This window comes from Pseudomonas fjordensis, assembly GCF_976987115.1.
The window spans coordinates 962601-982158 of the sequence record NZ_OZ336860.1; the positions used below are offsets into that span (position 1 = coordinate 962601).

Consider the following 19558-nt stretch of genomic DNA (forward strand, 5'->3'; position numbering starts at 1 on the left):
CAGCTCCTAGAGGTATTTTTTGAAACTGGAGACAGTGATGTAAACCGATACGCCCAATAACAACGCGCACGGCAGCAAAATAAGCAGGGGGCTGACGCTGATCGGGATAGCCAGGTAAATTGTCCATGGCACGATGGCCAGCGGAATAATGGTTCCGCGTGCTTTGTGATACAGGTAGCTCGACTCACGGCCGGAGCCGAACTTGCGTAGATCACGTCGCACCAGGCCATCCACCAGGCCCGTAAACGCCGCCAGTGCAAACAGTGGGATTGTCAGTGTCAGGATGACCATTCGTACGCAAAAGGTGAGCACGGTATAAAGCATGGCCAAGCCGTAATCCTGGAACTTGATCATGACCCGACCGAGTTCGTAGCGCAGGTCGAACATGCCGGCGTGCTGCGGCGACGTGGAGCGAGCGTATTGGGTCAATGAGTTAATGCTGTCTTGCAGGCCGCTTTTTACCATCAGCCAATCATAGGTCGTTTTTGCCAGCCAGGTTGCGGTGCGCCCCGGTTCTTTGATGACAACGCTATGTAACAAGTCCTGGGACAGCCAGCCCAGCTCATGTTCAAACATCTGCTGGGCGTGCCTCCATCCAGCTTCCGGCCAGAACACGTACATGCACAGCCACTCAACGAGGATGGCGCCCAGCAGTGAGCCGAACATCACCCCCAGAAAGTGGAAGGGCGCTGAGATCACCATGCCCAGAAAGGATTTTTGCCCTTCCTGCTGTTGCTGGGCTTTTTCCGCGATATCGGCCATCGCTTTGCTCCTTTACGCTAAGCGACTTTGTCGTCGTTGGCCATAAGGCGGAAATCGTCGACCAGGTCTTCGGGTAGCGATTCGCTTAGTGACTGATATCCCGGCGCTTGCCACCATTCGCTGTTGGTTCCTGATCCTTTACGCATTCCTTCAACCAGGGCCTGCAGATCCTTGGGCATCACCTCGTCGGGATCACTTGCCGGCAACGGCATACGGATTTTCCAGAGGTTGCCGCCTTCGATCAGGGCAAAGCATTGCCCCTTGGGCAGAGCAACCACATGCGCCGGCTCGATCATTGGCACGCTGACGCTTTGGATCTGGTCGTGGGTGTTGGAGGTAAAGGCCGTCTTGCCGTTGATTGCGTCATTGGCGCTGCTGGCCGGTGTGCTGGTAAACACCTGAACCTTGGGTAATTGATTGGTCAGCAGCTCGGCAGTGGCGGTCTCGCGCACACGCAACATAAACAGGTTGTTGAAGTTACCGATGACCTGGCCAGCTTTTGCCCTGTTACCGATCTTCGCTTCAATGTCGCTCATGGTCTGGGTATAGGCGGTGACTTGCATGCCGGCGCCGCCGCCTTTGTTGATCATCGGGATAAATTCTTCGCCCATCAGCTCGTTGAACTCATCAGCATGCACGTTGATCGCCACCTTGGCGCCGGAGGCACCGGGCAAGCCGTCGTCGATACCGAACTTGTAGATGTGACCTGCGACTGACACCAGGTCGCTGAACATGGAGTTCCCAACGGCGGCAGCCACTTCGGTATCCGACAGTGCATCCAGTCCCACATAGACCACCGCTCGTTTACGGATGACCTGCATCCAGTCGAAGATGGGTCGCGGATCTTCAAGATCCATGTAGTCAGGCGAAAGCAGCTCAGCAATGCGCCCTGTGGTCAGCTTCTCCAACAGCGGCAGCAGGCTGGCAACGATCTTGTCGAAATAGGTTTTGTCATAACGAACTGCTGATCGCAGCCCCTCCATCACAGGGTCGGATATGCGTTGCTGAGTCAGGTACATGTCCAAGGCCACCACGCGCAGCGGGCGGTCCTTCATGGCGAAACTGAGGTTCTTGCGATCGATCTTGCCCTCAAGCTCAACAATGGTTTGCCAGGCTCTAGGGTCGTGTTCTGCGAAGTGCTTCTGCGCGTACTCAATGAACAGCGCATCGATGTTGGTGACGTGCTTGAGGATCTGCTCGTAATCTGGCCGACGGCCGAGGGCCACCAAGGCACGTGCGATAATATTGACGAACCGCCAGGCAAACTCGCGAAATGCAGCTGAGTTGCCTTCCCCCGACAATTGACCGGCAATCCGGGTGGCCACCTCTGAAATACGGCCAAAGCGGCCCACGGCGTTGTAACGTGCGGAGTAGTCAGGCCATCCCAGGTGGAATACATAAAATTCGTCCAGTCGGCCGGCACGCATGCATTCGATGTACATGCGTTTGAGAAGGTCGGCATCGCCTTTAGGATCGAAGACAATCACCACCTCTCGATCAAGGTTCATCTCTTCGTTTTGTGCCGCTGTGCGCTGGCTTCGATGGACTGGCTGAACGCGTCGACCCATCTGAACGCGGCGCCGAGACCGGCTACGGGTGCGTCTGATGTCCTGGGTGATAAACAGTTCCGCCAGGCGGGTCTTACCCACCCGCGTCGTACCCAGCACCAGGGAGTGACCAACCCGTTCACCCAGCGGTAAGCTAACGTCAATTTCATGGGGTTCTATACCGTGTAAACGCGGTAATCCACCCACTGGCGGCAGTGGCCGCACCGGGTTAATCGCTACGTTCCACGAGGTGGCTTTGGTCAGGAGTCTGAGTGGAAAAGGGGCGAACTCCAGCCGCTCCTCGATGCGCCGTGCCAAGGAATAGATCGAGGTTGGCTCGACATACTCGGCGTATTTGGGCAGATAGGTGTCCATCAATCGCTGGGTGTGTTTCTGAGTCCAGCGGAAGCCCTTACCGATGAACAGACGTTCATTACTGACCGGCATGTCCTTGCTGGTCATGGTGTAGTGGGGGAGACGCCGAATATTGCGTCGATACCGCAATACGACCAACGCCTGTCTCAGGCGCACATATCCAAGAATCAAAAAGCCAAAGGCGGAAACCGTTCCAAATAAGGGAGTCAGTGCAAAAGCCCAGGGCGCAAAAATACAGATCAGTGCTGCAGCGGCGCAGACACAGACCGTGTAAAGCTCGACGGCAGGACGGAGCAATGCCTCAATGGTGAAAGAACCGGCCATGGTTGGAGCCTTCTATCGTTAAGTGGTTTTCAATGGGAACTGTTCGTCCAGCTCCTGGCTTACTTGTGATATCTCGTGTGAAGCCAATCGATCAGCTAATTTCAAGCGCATTGCGATGGCATCACCTTGTTCTGTGGAGGTCACACGACCGCCATACAGCCAGACCAGATACCTCACTTGCTCCAAGATGAGCTGGCATGTTCGCGGGTCTTCCGGTTGTCTGATCACCACGGTGAGTGACTGAGGTGGTGGCATCCTTGCCTCCTATTGCTGAATGGCTGTTGCAGTGATGAGTAGCGGGTAGTGCTTGATTCCAAGACGTTGCGCCAGATCATTCGAGGGGGCTGGGACCATCTGAAGACCATCCGCCCAACGCTGCACCTCGGCAAAGCGTTCGGCGCTGACAACGTTGACCACCAGTCCGACAGCGTTTAGGTGCTTAAGCTGTTCGGTTCGTTGTGATAGCCAAACCCTTGAGCTTTCATCGTCACCCACTAGAAACAAGGGTTGCAGGCCTGGCGCATTGATTACTCGACCCTGAACCTGACCAGGTGACAGTTGGTCTGAGCGCACTGGAAACGACCCTTGACCGCGCACTCCGATATTTTCTAACGGTGCAGACTGGCCTGTAGGTTCTGGGACCAGGTCTTGGTAATAGGGCAGGGCGGAAACGCCACCACGGTCTTCAACCACAATCAATGAGCTGGCATTCGCCACAATGGGCGAGATCGAACACAGCAATAGCATTAAGCTCAAAGATCTTTTCATGGGTTGTTCGCCATTAGGTTGATGCCGGTTACGCGGCTAAGGTGTTTGGCAAAGGCACGTCGGTAGCGTGCGGCAGGTTCACCTCCAGCCGGTCGGTGGTACCGGCCGGCGGCAGTGATCCAGTCACCGCCCTTGGCTTTTTGTTCTGCCAGGATCTGGGCGGTAACCGAGAGGTTCTTATAGGGATCCAAACCTTCGCAGGGAGAGCTGTAACGGTGGCCATTGGCACCTATGTTGGTTTGACCTAGACCAACGTCGACCCGACTGGGACCAGCGGTTTGAAGCGCAATCATCAAAGCCCTGCACGCATCGCTTCGGGTCGCAAACCGGTAGCCGGCGCCGGCGACATTCAATGTCCATGGCCAGGGCACTATTTGGCCGCGTAGTCGCGTCCCGCTCTCCTGCAGTGCGACGGAATAGAGCACCTCGGACGGAACGCCGGCAGGCAGGGCAATCAATTGATAGGCCGGTGGAGGAACCTCCGCACTGTTGGCCAACGCCGCGGCCAACATAAAACAGGCAGCCAATACGGCGCGTACTACTGTCGCTGCCATTGCCCATTCACCTCGCGCACCACAGCAGGTAGCTCGCCGCCGAGCCCAAGGCCAAGCCAGCGGCCGGCATCGTGATTCAGTGTTATCTGGCGGCTGCGTACGCTGGTTGGCTCGATGCCAGCCAGGATTGCCCAGCGGCGGATGGTCTCGTCGTCCCCTTGGCTGCCCACGAAGTAGAGATCGAAGGGTTGTTTCTGAGCCTGGAGGTCTTTCACCCGGGCAATACAGCTGGTGCAACTGTCTTGAACAAAAACGGCTAATCGACCTGAGCCTTTGAGAGCATTTGCCGCGCCGGAGGTTTTTGGAGACAGCGGCTCTGATGAAATTTGAATGACTTTTTCGTTGGGGTATAGGCGAGCGAAGGCTTGGTCATACGCCTTTTGATAAGCCAGTTCCTTGTCGATGCGTTGCCGTTCAGCTTGCACCTGCAGTTCAGCGTAACGCCGGCGTTCTTCCGCTGATTTAGCTTCGATACCCAGTGCAGTCAGAGGATCCAGTCCTGGTGAATAGATGCCCCGGGGACCTTCCATGACGGTGCGATAGCGACTCCACTCTTGGGGTGTTAATCCCCACTCGCGGGCCAGTTCTGTCTGGCTGGCCCCTTGGGAAGAGTTCTCGGTTTCGCTGTTCTGCGTGCTGGTGATGGACGTTGAAGGCCCAGGAGCAGCTGAGCAACCATAAGCCATCACAATGGCTGCCAGACCAATAATCAACGAGGCGTTTGTAGCGTTCATTTTCTTTGAGAGAGTGAGAAGGCCAAACATAAAGGAGGTCCTATTGCGCGACGGTTATGGTTTGCGGCGTTCCGGCCACCTCGAATCTTGCGGATTTGCCGTCCAGAGCGTTTAGGCGCCAGGCCGTACCCGCCACGGCATCACCCGGTCGGATGAGATAGATCTGGTTTAACTGCGTGCTGCCAGGCGGTGCTACGGACAAAAAACGCTCACCGCCCCGGTACTCAATACCGACGATGGTGAAAGGCGGCGCTTGCGGTGTGATAAGGCTGGTACTGGGCTTCTGGGCGGGACGAGGCTTGCGTACAACAGCTTTGGGCTTAGACGGTGGGGCTGAAGGTTGCTTGATCTGGGCTTGGCTTAATTCGTGAACACGGCTATCGAGCGTTTCGACATTTGCCTTGAGCACCACCAACTCACCAGAAGACGCGACATTACGAGAGAGATCCTGCACTGATTCGGTTGCTTGCTTCGCAAAGGCCTGCGCGGCATCGATCCGATTTGACAGCGCTTGTTGTCCGGAGCGGAAGTCATCGTTGCTGACCCACTGCTTGCCATCCACAGTGTCCAACCGTTCATCGACTTTGCTCAGGCGCGTCAGCATTGCGTCCAGGGATTCTTTATCAGCAGTCGTAGACATGCTGATCCTGAGTAGGGACAGCTGATGATGTTCATAGGCCAACATGCCTGTCAGGGCGACGAGGCAGAGGCTGAGTATCACAGTGGTTCGGGTAGGGCGTGGTAGGTTCATGGGCGTCCTCGCGCAGAAGCGAAGACACCCTCTCAAACCGGCTATTGGTGTGCAGCAGGAAATAGGTTTTCCAGACTGCTTTGTTTTTAGGGCATGCCGTTGTGAACGGTTTGCCTACGGACAGCTAGGTTGCACCGCAGTGACGGACACCTACTTTGCGATATTTCTGAACAAACCCTTTAACTGTAGATTGCCCGAGTCAACCAAGTGGTTGTCATCATAGTACAAAGCCACTCCATTTTTAGATCCCATGCATTGCCCATTTGGGCAAAGGTAAGAAGTCGGATCAATAACTGTGGCGTTACACTGTTTCGCAGCAGCGTCTATTGCATTGTTGGCGTCGTAATTCCGCTTCTGATAGCTCAGAAGAGAAATCGAGATGTCTGATTCATGTTGAAAAATACGCTTATGCAAATTTAATCCTTTATAAACGCTAAAAGGCATTTCAGGGATAGGTCTAACGATGTATACAGGATGATTTTTAGCGATAGAGCAAACAGTTTTTGCATATTCTGAAGTGTAGGCATTGATAAATTTCTGACCTTGAAGATGCTCTTGTCCTGCTATATAGGTGCGATAGTTATTTCCACGGCTTGTGTCCAAATACATCGCTGCCCGGCTAAATAGGATAACGGGAATACCCTGGTAGGATTTAGCCAGTGTATCCAACTTTTCACGCATAAAACCATGGCATTTATCAGTTAGCTCTTTGTCATGCATCTCAAAGTTTTGCAGTATCGGGCAGCCACCACGAGCCCAAGACAAAGCCGCTTGTTTATTCTCCATTTGCACTGCTGCTGCAGTTGATTCTGCGTGACTGTCACCGAACAATATTACAGATATTTCTCCAGAGCCAAGCTTGCAATCAGCAGCACCATAAGGGTTGGGGTAGCATTTTCGATCATAAAGCTTGCTTGTGTATTCAGGTCGACCTAAGTCGACGTAAGCAAACCTTACTTCAGGATGATCTTTGACTACTGAGGAGGTAATGGCAGATATACCAACCGTGACCACAACTAGACTTATGTATTGTATTGCTGCTTTGCGTGAAGCTGTATTTTTGTTTGTTTTCGATTCAACGAAGTAAAAGGATAGGGTTCCCATTATAAAGGAGAGAATTATCGCGCCTACCACATGGGGTAAGCTATTCAATAAGCCACAGGTGTATACGAATACAACTAGTGGCCAATGCCATAGGTACACGGAGTATGAAACTGTGCCCGTAAATTGTAGTGCTCGATTATTGCCAAAAATCGATTGCGAATTAGCTGAAATTACAAGGGCTGCTCCGAGAACAGGAACCAAGGCTAGATAACCCGGCCAAGGATCTTGCTCAGTGAAGCAAAAAATACTCATGAGAATAGCTGCTAGGCCAAGGCCCTCACACGCATATCCCAGTCGTCTATTGAAGTGAAACGGGTACAAAAATACCAATCCGCCGACGATTAGCTCCCAAGCACGAGTAGGTAGCATATAGAACGCGAAGACCGGGTCAGTATTCGAAATATAGATCGAAGTTGCCAGAGAAGCTATAGCGAGAAAAATCAAAGATATTTTGGTTTTTTGAGTGCCAAATAACTTGTGAAGGCCCATTAAAATGAGTGGGTAAACGAGGTAGAATTGCCATTCGACAGATAGCGACCAGGTATGCAGTAGCCAATTTTCGTGCAGTGGTGCATCAAAGTAGTTGCCAGTTTTGGCAAACATAAAGTTTGAGCTAAAGAAAAGACTGCTTTTAATTGACCGAATTGTTTCGCGGTAGTCATCTAAAGGAAGGTATATGAACCCAAATATCAGCAGTGCTGCGCATAGTGCCACGAGTGCCGGAATAATGCGGCGAGCTCTCGATACATAAAAATTTATAATGGAAAAGTTCTGTGCCTGCAAACCTTTGAAGATAATTCCGGTCATCAAAAAACCGGAAATCACAAAGAAAACGTCGACTCCTACGAATCCCCCAGCAAATCCACTGATCTGGAAGTGAAAAAGCACTACGGATAGAACCGCCAGTGCTCGTAGTGCATTTATACTTTTCCGGAATTGCATCTTCGCGTCCATGGTCACCTACATTGTGGGGTGGCATTGTAGTGGCCATGGAGTCGCATTTGAACAAGAAATTGGTGTTCGAGGTCAGTAGCTTTTATCGGAGATGTCTCTGGATTAGAGGAGGATCGTCCGCATAGGCATTTTGCACATGACAAGCTGAGATTAGCTTCTGAACAAAAATGGCCACCCGAAGGTGGCCATGCAGTCATGCAGCAATCAATTGTCTTGCGAGTGCCATTTCAACCGAGTCCCCATCCTGGTTTAACGAATCAAGGCCCGAATCAGGAACATCTCCCGACGTGCTTTGCGCCACGGCGATCTTTTTGGCCATCAGCTGCAGACAGGTGATCTGAGAGCTGTTGGCATAGCCAAAGAAAATCACCCGCACGGCTTGCTTCTGCCCAATCCGCCAAGACCGTCGAGCTGCCTGTTGAAGGGTGTACACGTTGTACCCCGTCTGCAGGAACGCGATGGTCGGAAAGTCGAGCAGATCCAGACCGGTCTTAACCAGCTCCGGGTTAGTGATCAGCACATCGATCCCACGATCTACCTGGTCGAGAATCCAATCCTCGCGCCTGGCGGTATCGACTGACGCCCTTAACACCGCCACCTTCAACCCGGCCTGTTCCAGCAACCGTTTGAGACGTGAAGTGGTGTCACGAGTGCCGCTGTACACGGTGTAGACCAAGACTTTGCGGTCTTTGGCTTTTTCCGTGAGGCAGAGGTCGAGTAGTGCCTGTTCCTTGGGCATACGTTGCCCATCTGCAAAGATCGACGGCACAAAAGCCAGCGTGTCCTTGCTGCGTGGATGTTTGACAATCTCCGGCCGGAAGCAACAGTCTGGCCAGGCCAGCAGTACGTTAAGTACGACCCCCAGAAGGGTCGTATCTCGGCGTGCCAGTGCCTGGCGAAGCTCCTGGGTCAGTTTTCCTGCCAACTGCTGATAGGCCGAAGCCTGTTCAGCAGACATGGCTATGTCAATAAACTCCTCTTGGTACGCCGGCAACACGTTCCCACCGATATCTTTGAGTTTCAGGAACACGGTGAACGGCAGCACGAAGCGGTGAATGCCTTTTGGGCCAAAGCCTGGGGCCTTCACCGTACGCACTGAGAGTTTTTTACCCTTGGCGGTTTTATGTGACTCGTTATCTCGCTCGGTGTAGATATCCTTCAATACGCCGTGATCCCGCATGAACGACATGGCCGCAGGGGCCATGCTGCCGCGTGCGTTTGGTCGATAACCGTCCTCGATCATGCGGCGGGTAAGGATCCGAAATAACAGATAAAACAAGTCGTCGGCATAGCCGCCCATAAGCGTACCGGTCAGCAAAACACACTTGCGTGCTTTAGCTGCCAGTACGCCCATGGCCTGGCCCTGAGCAGAACCACTATTTTTGTACTCATGGCCTTCGTCCACCACTAGTAGGTCGAAATACCCATCAGGCAACTGGCGCTTGATGAACTCCGTGGGTTGGTAACCGCCTTCACCAAAGCCAAACTCGATGTTGGCCATGGCACGTTCCATGCGTTTGGCCTGACGGTCGCTGAAGATGAAATTGCCTTGAGCGTCCATCAGGTTGATGAACTCGCTGACGTTATCGATCAGCATCGAGGCGAGAAAGTCTTCCCCGAAGTCGTTCAGCAGTCTGTCAGCGCGCACCGGGCCAATGGTCGGAATCCGGCACATTGATTTCAAGATGGTTGCTCGGCGTGTTCCGCTTTCAGCTTTGCCTGGGCGCATCAGCGTCCAGAGTGGGCCTTGGCAATGAGGGCAGCTACGACGGCGTTCCTCTTGGTGAAACTCTTCGACGGTTAGCCGGTTGCCTTCCTGATCCTCCAGCAGCCGTCCGCAGTCGGGACAACCTGCAAGGTGATGGTTACCACCCGCACGGCGCGGCCAACACACCGAGCGCCAGTGAAACCCCATCCGCATGCGCACGCGCCCGAGGATGAAGAACTCCTGCCGCCCGTCGTAAGGCTCTTTCAGTTGGTCGCGCAGCTTGAGCAGCTTGACCAGGCTGTCAGGTCCATTGAGTACCCAGACGCGTGCGTCTGGGATGGTTTCGAGAATCTCTCGCCGCCACTTGTAGACCAGGTGTGGAGGCGAAACGATCAAGGTGCGGCGATAGCCGGCTTTGTGCATGACGGCGGCTACAGCGATGGCCATCATGGTTTTGCCAGTGCCCATCTCTGCGTTGATCACTGCAGCCTGCTCGTTACGATCCAACAATAACGCTGCAACGGCTTGTACCACTTCGGCCTGAGCTGAAAAGGGCTGACGTTTGAGTTCATCCATCACCCGTTGCCGGGCTGGGTTGATGTGACCGGCGTAGACCGGTGGGTTTGATCGGTTGAGTGAGTCCAGCAGCTCATCACCGAACTCGTCGATGAATTCGGTCAAACCGATGGAAAGTGGTGAAAGTGGGGTATGTGATAGGTCGTTCATGGTTGTTTCTCCTGGAAGGATAAACAGGGCATGCACGACACCCCTAGGGGTATGGTGAATACCCTGAGGTTTGGATAAGGGAATGCCTTATTGGTAGCGGGTCAGTAGTCCGATGGCAGCAACAAGGTTGTTACGCTTCGGTCGGCTTCAGTGATGATCCAGAGCCGGGTTTCATCCTCGGCGTCGATGTCGTAGCTAGAGAACAGACGCTCTCCAGTAGCCAGGGCTCGTTGGTTACTGCTCCAGTCTTCCTGGGGCAGCTCTCCCCAGTCACCGGAGAAATGCCGTCGCAAGTAGGTGCTTGGGTCGAGATGGCCGTGCTCCACCAGGTGGTGTACCGATTGGGTCAGTACCAACTGTCCAGCTTCAAACGTCACGCGTGAGGTGGTGTCCGAGACCGCCGGTGCAATCGGCTCGTCAGTTTCAGGTTGTCGATCCGCCGAAGAGGTGATGGTGATAACGCGTCCTTGGTTGGCAGATCCCGGCGTCATGTCCCATGCCCGAATGATAGGCACGAAACGATCGGTCAGGATCCTTACCTCAGAAACGTTACCGTCCTGGTCTTCGGTAAACTCGGTCTTGCGAACCTTGTCTTTGTAAGTATCGCCTTTGAGCACCAGCACTCGCCCGGACTTCGAGGTAACGACGCCCGATATTGCGCCGGCAGCCAGGGCTAATGCCAAGTGCCACCGGGACAGCTCACGTACTGGTGGTCGTGGTTGAACACCCGTTTGACCAAAGTGCAGGGTGAAGTCTGGCCACATGCCGCGAAGCTGTTTGACTTCAGCGCTTAGCTGCTCCGGTTCGAGGCTGATGCGATAGAAGTGCTCCAGTTCGCTGGTCGACGACAGGACCCTATAGGGCTCCCAAGACCAACTCTCAGGTAACACTTCTGCATTCAACGTCCCGGCGCCAATCGCCTGAAGGCGTGCGCGTACGTATTTGACTTCTTGCGGTCGAGCCAGGTCTTGGCGGCGGATTCGTATACCGAATATCACCACCTGTTTGAAGGTTGGATCAGCGGCATTGTAAATCCGCAGTTCAGTGAAGTGATTGCATAGCCAACTGCAGAGTTCGTCGTCCAGCACATAGTGTGGAACGATGAACACCAACACCCCGCCGTACTGCAGCAGTGGAAGCGCCCGTTGATAGAACATTTTCTCCAGACGCCGGCGACCGCTACCTTGGTACTGTGAGGCACCTGCATGGTCAGCGACCAGGTCACCGTAGGGCGGGTTAAGCCAGAGCAAGCCAAAGGCCTGGCGGCTGATCATGGTGTCCATCAGATCGCTATGCAGCACACGATCCAGGAGCGTCCTGCAATGCGCAGCACGCTCCTGGTCGTATTCAACTGCGAATGTGTCTGTGCGGTCTCGCCCAAGAAAATGTGCTGCTTCGGCCAGGGCAACCCCTTCGCCGGCACATGGATCGCAGATCCGCATTTTGCCGGTGGGAGAGGGGGCCAATGCCTGCAGGGTCCGTTCCAGAGTCGTTTCGTCGGTAGGGTAGTAGCCATTGCGAGCGAAGTTGCGCGCCAAGCGTGGGAACATCAAGGCCATGATGAAGCTCCTGAATGAAGGCTCAAAACTGAGCGTGGGTTGAGAGAAGCCCCTGGCGGATCAGATCACCCAGGGCGGGTTCGAGTACGTCGAGCTGCAGCGACAAACGCCAGGCCGAGATAGCACCTAACGATCCCGGTAGGGACTGCAACATGTCGTGTTGGGTGAGCACTTCCATAACTTCGTTATGCCAATGCGGTAGCAGCGGTAATGGGCATGTATCCATGACCAGGGGCCAAAGCTTTTGAAGAGGCGATTGCCCGTCCTGTAGAAGGGCATAGGAGAAGTGGTTAGCCCGGTCGGGCTGCGCGCAGCGCCGGTCGAACAGCCAGAGGTGTACTAGGCTGCCGAATAACGTCCCGCGAAATTGCCGGGTGGTTCGTTTTTCCAGCAGGTCGACGTTGGGGAAGACAGGAAGGCTCCGGCCGTCGGAGACGATATGAAACTGGTCAAGACCGTTTTCAGCGGAGCCGAGGGTCAGTCTGGCCAAGAACTCCTGCAGTGCCGTGTCACGGCCCCAGGCCGAGAGAAACACTAAGTTGCGCTGCGCGTCGCAGGCACAGGCATCGACGTACAGATCAGGACATTCGTCAACCTGATACAGCCGTGTGAGAGAAGATGTGGACATTGAGCATCCTCCGGATCGGAGGGCGGCCCCGCCCAGAAGGGGCAGGACACTGCCCCTCGGGGTTAATGGTTGGTGGGTTATCGATCGCGCTTGAATGAGCGGGTGTGTGGATCGAAGCTTGTGGTCGTGTCGCCCTGGAACAACGGCGATTGACCTATCATGTAGAGGTTGACCCGGTACAGAGGGCGCAGTTGTAAGGCAGCGTTCGCTTGCGTTTCTGTCAGTCCGATTTCGATGAAGTGCTCGCGCATCTCGTCATCATCGGACACGTCGTTGTTGGTCAGTTGGTCTTCGACGGTCAGCAGAATGTGCTCACCGATGTCTGAAAAAGTCGGATTCATGGAGTGCTTCCTTGGTGGTGGAGCTCCCGCAATGTGGGAGATTGGCAGTTCCAGGTTTGTTGCTTGAAGTCCAGCACATAGCCAAGCTCGCCGAGGCGAGTGCATTGCTGACGTAGGCGCTGACGGTCAACGGTGGTGTCAAGTTTTACCGCATCCCCCAGTGGCCAGATCGTGCCAAACAGTACCGCGTCTAGCGCTGTGGCATTTTCCGAGCTGGGTAGTGGCATCCCAAAGGGGGCATCCTCTGGTGATGACGGTTTGTCGACGTTGCTTACAGTCGTTGTGATGGGGAGCGTTTTGCGCTGTCGCGCTGGCTTTGTTTGAGTTGAAGACGATTCTTCATCTATGGGATCTGGCTCGCTTGGTGAAAGCTTGGCAGCGTCTTCCGCCGTCAAGTTGTCTACGTCATCGAGGCTCATGCTTTCGAGCTTGGCCCGGATCTCAACCACTAACCGGCCGGCGGTTGAGTAATACGAGGGGCGTATTTCAGTGATGAGGAAATCGCCTCTGTATTTGCCTTCATCATATTGGTCGAGAAGCGCGTCTTTGATAACGAACTCGCCGATTGAAGTGGATAGCCGCCCGACGTTGAAGTCGCCATTGCGGCCGCTGATAGTGCGGATGGCCAACTGGCCTGGGATGTTGATCATGGGCAGCTCCACACTGCATGGGTGTAAGGCTACGAGCATTACTCGCACAATGAAAAAAGCCCGACAGTGTCGGGCTTGGGGTGGTGCAGTGAGTTCAGAAAGGTTTATGGGCAGGAGGTATGGGTTTCTTCCTTGAGTGAGATGTACAGATAGAATGAACCTGGTGGCGATTCTATGCGGTCAAGTTTTAGGTCCAACCAGACACGATCCGAGTTGTCGCCGGCAGGCAGCAATCGATAGAGCCCGAAATGGATTTGTGTACAGTCAGGCTGCATATGCAGTTCTCGGTAGGCCTCCAGGACGACATCGCCCAGTCGGTTACTGATGACTGATACATCCTGTGGGTTTTCGATATGCACCGCTTCTTGCCAGGCCCGAGGCGTTAGAACGACCGGGAGTTTGAGCAAGTCAGACGATACGAGGTTATTGGTGGTAAGCATGTAAATCTCCAGGTGCGAAAACCACCTGGCCCGTTCGGGAGATGGTTTCCCGATGGGTCTTTATGCTGATTTGGAATCAGCTTGAGAGTCAGCCAGTGTTTCCTGGCGGGTTAGTAGTATTCGGGGTGCATAAGCTCATCTTCCAACTCCCAACGAGCCCTCCGATATTCCTTGAGAAGTCCGAACTCAGACAACATTGGGCTGTTTACGGGATTGAATTCATCTCGATGGTCCATCTTTGCCAATGTGATCACCCCATCCAGTACTTCTAACCAAAGATCAGTAGTAAGGGTGTAGCGCGGGTCTTCATCGGGATCGAGTGTCGGGTTGCTCGGCAGTAGCTTATCCAACTTGCTGTAAACACTAGCTTGAGCAGCTAAAAGACCGATTTCGGTCAGCAGCGGCAGTCGTTGAGGATTCATCATCATGGTTTATCTCCAGCGTTCGGAAATCACCAATCCCGAAGGGAGGCGTTCCCTTCGATATGAATATTGAAAGGCGCCCAGGGGGGCGCCATGATTTCAATCATGCTGATTGACGTTGTTCAGGATCTGGCTGTCCTTGGCCGTTGTCATCCGAGTCATCTACAGCAGCACGATCCTGGGCAGGAAGGGGCTCAGCAGAATCTTTCGGTTTGACTTGGTAGACAGTATCGCCATCGACCTTGATCCAGCCGATAAAAAGAAGACGTCCTTTGAGGCTTGCCCCAGGTTGACCCTTCTTATCGCCCTTTTCATAGATAAAGCAGTCGGTCCAGATGTCACCGATACGGAAGCTCACAAGGACCTTCTTTCCTGCATCAACTGCAGCTTGGCTACGACGAATCAGCTTTTCAGCTTCGGCGCCGACGACATTGCAGTCGATGTAGGAGTACTCGGTGTCGTCAGACGAACCGCGTAATGCAGCAACAGTGACAGCCATGAATGGCTTGCCCTTGCCGCGTGGTTTCACTTCACGGATACGGTTAAGGTAACCAATACCGGTGGTGTGCAGGTCGAAGAACTTGGCTTCGTTGGTTTGAGTAGTGCTCATGGTGATTCTCCAATTTCGAAATAGCAGAAAGCGGAGAAACACTTCGCCCTTGGGGGAAAGTATTCCCCGCGAGGGTGGGTAGAGCAAAAGGGTTTGCTTAGTGCAGCATGAACTTCACTGCGGTGATAATCACACCGGCAGTAAATGACATCATGACGCCCATGCGCAAAGTGAGTTTGAGTTCGACCTGAGCGATATCAGATTTCAGTTCAGTTCGAAGAGCGGCAATATCAGCCTTGGTTGCGAGTAGCGATTGCATGTCGGTCTCCAAAGCTTCAATAACAGCATTTGCTTTCTGTTCCGGAACGTTGATCGAAATCAGCGCTTGGTAGAGAGCCAGTTCGGTTTTCATCAGACCTCCAAAAAAGTGAGAGGCCTGCCCTGACGGGAAAGGCCCGTCATGGGTGGGAAAGGTGCTTCCATCGACAAAGTCGACTGATCGCGCTACCGGAAGCTATGGCGATCTTGGGAGTGGATCAATGCGGTAAACCGCATCGTAGTCTTTCGGATCCAGACTACATGGGCATGTTGCTGACGACGTCAGCTATACATGGACACAGCATGAAAATCCTGTTGCTGATTGTCAAGCCCCAGCTGAAGGGTTTCAGAGAAACCTCCCCAGCGGGAGGTTTCCCTGCTGGGGTGAATGAGGAGAGGTTTAGCAAGCAACAGGTGTCAGCTGTTGAGCCTTGCCCCGGGAACGCGGTTTGCGCACCGGCTTTTCGACCTCACGAGTATTAGCCTTGTACCAAAGATTCAGATCAACACCTTTGGCACGGACCATGGCTGGCAAGTGATCCATTTCACGCACCATGCTGTCAGAAACGCAGGGTGGTGGAAGCTGCCCGTGAGACTTCGCCTGCGGCTTATCTGCTGGACGTATGTTCGATTTCTTCATGGCACGCAAAAACTCTCGGGCAACAACGCCGAGTGCGAAACCGAAGTTATAAGTGAGTTTGGACATGGTGATTCTCCTGCAGGTTGAGATGCGGAGAAAACACTGGCCCTGTCGGGGAAGTGATTCCCCGCGAGGTGAGTAGCATAAGGTGCTTCTATCGACGTTTGTCGACCGACCGCGCTACCAGAAGCTCAGCGGTCTTGGGCGAATCAACACGATTGACGTGTCGCAACCTTAAAGATCCTGGTTGCCTGGGCATGATGCTGACGACGTCAGCAAAACACGTCCATATCATCGAAGGGGGGATAGTGATGTGTCAAGCGGGGAGGGATATTTCGGGGAGGTCAAAGCAGATCGAATTTTGCAGGAGAAGCTACCGAGAGTAGCTGGGTCAACAGTCACTCTCGGATGTAGTACTAAGCGTCTTTCAGAAAAAAATACCACCTGTGCGGGATAAAGGCGTCATCGATCCCTGGGCTGTGATCTGAACGTCTCACTTCCTACACCTGGCCGATTATCGTGGCTGAGGCCAGCAAACATAAGGCACGCATCCGCGCACAAAGGGAGCCCTGCGTTTCGCCGGCGGGCCACCGGCAGGGAAAAGCAGCTACCAAAGGGTAGCCTGATAATCCTTCGCAAGATCATCAGGCTACCCTTTGTGTGAGCTTTAAAAAATGTGGGCCACAACACCAGTGTGGCCCTGAGATTACTGTGCTTCGAACCTCATCAAAGCCCTATGTGCCTTTGAACTCGCAATTCACGAGTTAGACGGCTGCGTGTCTGGCTTGAACAGGGAGACACAGGGAGAGCTTTGAACCAGATCCGCACGCCCTTCCCGGAGCTCAGCGTGCTTTGGGGATGGAGATGAGGCGAACCGCATCTCCGGGCGCTACTGATGACCGCCAGTAGCCAACGGGGTGGAAACGTTGTTGCGTGCATTATGTTGTTAGGCTGGGCGATATGCAACATAGCCAGTGTTGACCTGGGCTTTGATCAGTTCACTGCAGTGACGGCACCGTCAGGTATTACAGATGGAATGGGGATACCGGTCACTCCCGCTTTCGGGGAGACAAGCACTCCCGCGCGATTTACGCCAACGGTAGTCGACTGCGTCAGATCGACCAGCGTCGCTGGCATCCCCGCCGGCGCCGTGCCGTTGTAAAAGGTGTAGGTTGTTCCGGCATTGATGTAGGCCTCAATACCGAGCGGTTTCACAAACCATGTCGGCAGGTTCAGTGCAGTGTCGTCAGGCTTTCCAGAGAAGCCAGGATTGGACTGCGCAAACCCGGCGGCTGCCGATCGGTAAATCAGAAAGCTCCGTCCTAGCGAATCAACGGAGGCGAAGTCGGAGACGGTTTGGGCCTGTTGTTGGGTTTCCATAACGATCCCCGTGGCAATGATTAGAATCATCAAGACAGCCCATTGCAGTGTCATATCGGTGATCTCTTTGGTGTACGACTTAGCTACGTGAATGAGAAGGCTGAAAATGGCTCATTCATCTTTGTAGCAAGAGTAAGAGACGCACGGATTGCAGCCTCCGATGGCAATGGCAAACTGATTATTGGCCTTGTAACCGACAGGACAACTGCATGAACCTGTATATGGATTTGGCCCTGGGCAGCCGCCAGCCGTGTGCGAGGCTGTCCAAAATGAGCCGCCCCATCTGCCAGCGCCTCCAACGCCTTTCCATACGCCGTTCTGACAAGAGAGCACTATTCCCACTGCACTCTTTGCGATGAGCGTGCGATCGCTGCAGGCGGAACCTTCTGTAGCAAGACCACCGACGGAGATGAATTCGTTGGTAGCGATTCGATCGTAGGCCGTTATTTTGCCGGTTGAAGTGATCTTCCCACCCCAGAGCTGGCCGCCGGTTGAGAAGTTTTTGTCGTTGTATACCTGGACCCAATCGGGGCTGTTCTGATAGATACCACCTCCCCATTTTTCGCTGTACCAGCCAGTGTCACCCCGAGTTCTGAACCATCCACCCGTGTACGTTTCGCCCGTGACGTTCGCGGTCGCCGCGTTCACATTCGCGGTGGCTGTGACATTGCGCGCTGTCACGTCGGCACCAGTCGTAACGTTGCCAGAGGCGGAGATGCTCCCCGCATTATTAATGTTGTGGTTGCCCATACCGAGATCAGTATTCATTGTGTTGAGCTCGGGATGGTTTGGCACAGCATTTCGATACAAGTAATCGTTGGCCAAGGCGCCGTCCATGAGAAACAGTGCACTGGCAGTGTGGCCTGGCCCAGGCGCAATGGAGTAATTACTCAGCGCGACTTGCCAGCCGCCGCGGATGCCTTGAACGACGTTAGGGTTGGTTGTAGATATAAAACCACCAGGTCCTCCAAGGTTTTCAGCAATGGCACGCACACTCATTTCCGGAAGCGTCTGTCCGCCCCTGGTGACCACAATCGCTTCTAGCTGATTGGGATTGGGTTTACGGGCAAGGCCAAGGATGGTCTGCCCGAAAACATTGGTGGAACTGTAACCTGCAGGCAGGTAATTAGCGTTGATGAGCATCGGCACCGTAATTTGCACTGGCACTGTCGCCGACGCGTTGGCGAGCACTACGTTGAAATTGTCTTTCAGGTACTTGGCCTGTGCCTCTGAAATAGTGCGCTGTTGATCGGCCGCAATTCGATAATCCTGGGCATCCATTTGTTTGATTTGCCAAACCATCGCCAAGGTCACAACGACACCAAATACGAGCAACCCGATTGCCATGTCCAGGCTCAAGAAGCCCTGTTGTTTAGTTTTACTGGTCATTCCAGAGGCTCCTTGATGATTGGTGAGCGATATCTTGTTCCAGCAGTGTGATTTTCCCTGCATGGACTTTCTCTCGAATGCTGGCACTGTCAGAACCCGTAAAGAGCAGGCTCTGCAGTGTCAATCGACGAGTGCCCTCACTGCCCGACGACAAAGCCTGGTGAACGACGGCTACAAGCCCTTTGGAAAGTAATTCACGGGCGTTACTCAGCAGGGGCTGCGCTAGGGCTGATATACGCTCAATACCTTGGGTGACGCTGCCGGCATGGCCGGTGCAAATAATTAGGTGCCCGTTGATGGACGCCTGAATGACTTGTGCGGCGGTTGCACTGTCGCGAATTTCACCGACAAACAACAAATCAGCTCGGGTGCGCAATGCCAATATCAACGCCTCCTCGTAGCCGCCCATCCTGCGTGAGACTGGAACCTGGATGCAGCGTCCTTTGCCGTGTTGACCGTTCAAATAGGGTTCCGGTGGGTCCTCTACAGCGACACAGATTCCCCCCCAGGTTTCAAGACGCGCTTTTACCAGCGAGGCCGCGCTGGAGGTTTTCCCAGAGTCCATTTCGCCGCAGATAAAAATCAGGCCACGGACTGTTTCACTCATCAGTTCGTCCTGGAGGTAATCAGGCAAGCCCAACATGTCCAAGGGACGGATCTGAACCGATGATTTGCTCAGGATGAAAACGGGCTTTGCGTTCAAGTCCAGCAGATGGGTGACGCGAAGGACTACTCCATCTTCAATCAGAGCGAACTCAGGATCCTTTGTCTCAGCGTATTTCGCTTCACATTGCACACGTAAGCGGTCAAGCGCTGTCCGCCACTCGACGGGTGCTTCAACCCTTCGCGCCTGTCCCGGTAGGCCTTTGGCATCGGCAAAATCGTCACCTAGGTACAGGTCGACGAATTCTGCTTCGGAGATCACGCTCACACA

Annotated in this window: 20 protein-coding genes; all 20 read right to left on the bottom strand. The window is 53.9% G+C overall.

The window, feature by feature from the left end; translation table 11 throughout:
• Positions 1–6 precede the first annotated feature (6 nt).
• Positions 7–762, bottom strand: coding sequence for a TIGR03747 family integrating conjugative element membrane protein (locus tag ACWHXD_RS04280; RefSeq protein WP_019819662.1), 756 nt, complete (start codon positions 760–762; stop codon positions 7–9).
• A 17-nt stretch (positions 763–779) separates the two neighbouring features.
• Positions 780–3008, bottom strand: a complete 2229-nt coding sequence (traD, locus tag ACWHXD_RS04285; RefSeq protein ID WP_032873829.1) for a type IV conjugative transfer system coupling protein TraD — start codon at positions 3006–3008, stop codon at positions 780–782.
• Positions 3009–3272: 264 nt separating this feature from the next.
• On the bottom strand, positions 3273–3776 hold the full coding sequence (locus ACWHXD_RS04290) for an integrating conjugative element protein (RefSeq protein ID WP_032873832.1): 504 nt from the start codon (positions 3774–3776) through the stop codon (positions 3273–3275).
• Positions 3773–4330 carry a lysozyme family protein gene (locus tag ACWHXD_RS04295; RefSeq protein WP_019819670.1) on the bottom strand — a complete coding sequence of 186 codons (558 nt, stop codon included), beginning with the start codon at positions 4328–4330 and terminating at the stop codon, positions 3773–3775. Before ACWHXD_RS04295 ends, ACWHXD_RS04290 begins: the two co-directional genes overlap by 4 nt.
• A complete protein-coding gene (locus ACWHXD_RS04300; protein ID WP_019819672.1) occupies positions 4315–5094 on the bottom strand; it encodes a TIGR03759 family integrating conjugative element protein in 780 nt (259 codons plus the stop codon). The genes ACWHXD_RS04295 and ACWHXD_RS04300 overlap by 16 nt, the downstream gene beginning before the upstream one ends.
• 10 nt (positions 5095–5104) lie before the next feature.
• Positions 5105–5704, bottom strand: a complete 600-nt coding sequence (locus ACWHXD_RS04305) for a methyl-accepting chemotaxis protein (protein WP_499083566.1) — start codon at positions 5702–5704, stop codon at positions 5105–5107.
• 261 nt (positions 5705–5965) lie between these two features.
• Positions 5966–7873: an acyltransferase family protein gene (locus tag ACWHXD_RS04310; protein WP_020302980.1), complete on the bottom strand. Its 1908-nt coding sequence runs from the start codon at positions 7871–7873 to the stop codon at positions 5966–5968.
• Between the two features lie 193 nt (positions 7874–8066).
• Positions 8067–10307 carry a DEAD/DEAH box helicase gene (locus tag ACWHXD_RS04315; protein ID WP_020302981.1) on the bottom strand — a complete coding sequence of 747 codons (2241 nt, stop codon included), beginning with the start codon at positions 10305–10307 and terminating at the stop codon, positions 8067–8069.
• A gap of 101 nt (positions 10308–10408) precedes the next feature.
• A complete protein-coding gene (locus ACWHXD_RS04320; RefSeq protein ID WP_020302982.1) occupies positions 10409–11866 on the bottom strand; it encodes a DUF6094 domain-containing protein in 1458 nt (485 codons plus the stop codon).
• Positions 11867–11888: 22 nt separating this feature from the next.
• A complete protein-coding gene (locus ACWHXD_RS04325; RefSeq protein ID WP_020302983.1) occupies positions 11889–12494 on the bottom strand; it encodes a hypothetical protein in 606 nt (201 codons plus the stop codon).
• 77 nt (positions 12495–12571) lie between these two features.
• Positions 12572–12835 (bottom strand): hypothetical protein, encoded by a 264-nt coding sequence (locus ACWHXD_RS04330; RefSeq protein ID WP_020302984.1) that lies wholly within the window; start codon positions 12833–12835, stop codon positions 12572–12574.
• On the bottom strand, positions 12832–13485 hold the full coding sequence (locus ACWHXD_RS04335; RefSeq protein ID WP_020302985.1) for a DUF3275 family protein: 654 nt from the start codon (positions 13483–13485) through the stop codon (positions 12832–12834). Before ACWHXD_RS04335 ends, ACWHXD_RS04330 begins: the two co-directional genes overlap by 4 nt.
• A 104-nt stretch (positions 13486–13589) precedes the next feature.
• On the bottom strand, positions 13590–13925 hold the full coding sequence (locus tag ACWHXD_RS04340; RefSeq protein ID WP_020302986.1) for a hypothetical protein: 336 nt from the start codon (positions 13923–13925) through the stop codon (positions 13590–13592).
• 110 nt (positions 13926–14035) lie between these two features.
• On the bottom strand, positions 14036–14353 hold the full coding sequence (locus tag ACWHXD_RS04345) for a hypothetical protein (protein ID WP_020302987.1): 318 nt from the start codon (positions 14351–14353) through the stop codon (positions 14036–14038).
• A 97-nt stretch (positions 14354–14450) separates the two neighbouring features.
• Positions 14451–14957, bottom strand: coding sequence for an STY4534 family ICE replication protein (locus tag ACWHXD_RS04350; protein ID WP_020302988.1), 507 nt, complete (start codon positions 14955–14957; stop codon positions 14451–14453).
• Between the two features lie 97 nt (positions 14958–15054).
• Entirely contained in the window at positions 15055–15309 is a 255-nt protein-coding gene (locus ACWHXD_RS04355; RefSeq protein WP_020302989.1) for a hypothetical protein, read from the bottom strand.
• Between the two features lie 306 nt (positions 15310–15615).
• The gene (locus ACWHXD_RS04360) at positions 15616–15921 is read right to left on the bottom strand and encodes a hypothetical protein (protein ID WP_020302990.1); all 306 of its coding nucleotides are present in this window, start codon (positions 15919–15921) and stop codon (positions 15616–15618) included.
• Between the two features lie 927 nt (positions 15922–16848).
• The gene (gene pilM, locus ACWHXD_RS04365; RefSeq protein ID WP_020302991.1) at positions 16849–17289 is read right to left on the bottom strand and encodes a type IV pilus biogenesis protein PilM; all 441 of its coding nucleotides are present in this window, start codon (positions 17287–17289) and stop codon (positions 16849–16851) included.
• 57 nt (positions 17290–17346) lie between these two features.
• Positions 17347–18624 (bottom strand): shufflon system plasmid conjugative transfer pilus tip adhesin PilV, encoded by a 1278-nt coding sequence (gene pilV / locus ACWHXD_RS04370; protein WP_020302992.1) that lies wholly within the window; start codon positions 18622–18624, stop codon positions 17347–17349.
• Positions 18614–19555, bottom strand: a complete 942-nt coding sequence (locus ACWHXD_RS04375) for an ATPase, T2SS/T4P/T4SS family (protein ID WP_020302993.1) — start codon at positions 19553–19555, stop codon at positions 18614–18616. Before ACWHXD_RS04375 ends, pilV begins: the two co-directional genes overlap by 11 nt.
• Between the last annotated feature and the right edge of the window lie 3 nt (positions 19556–19558).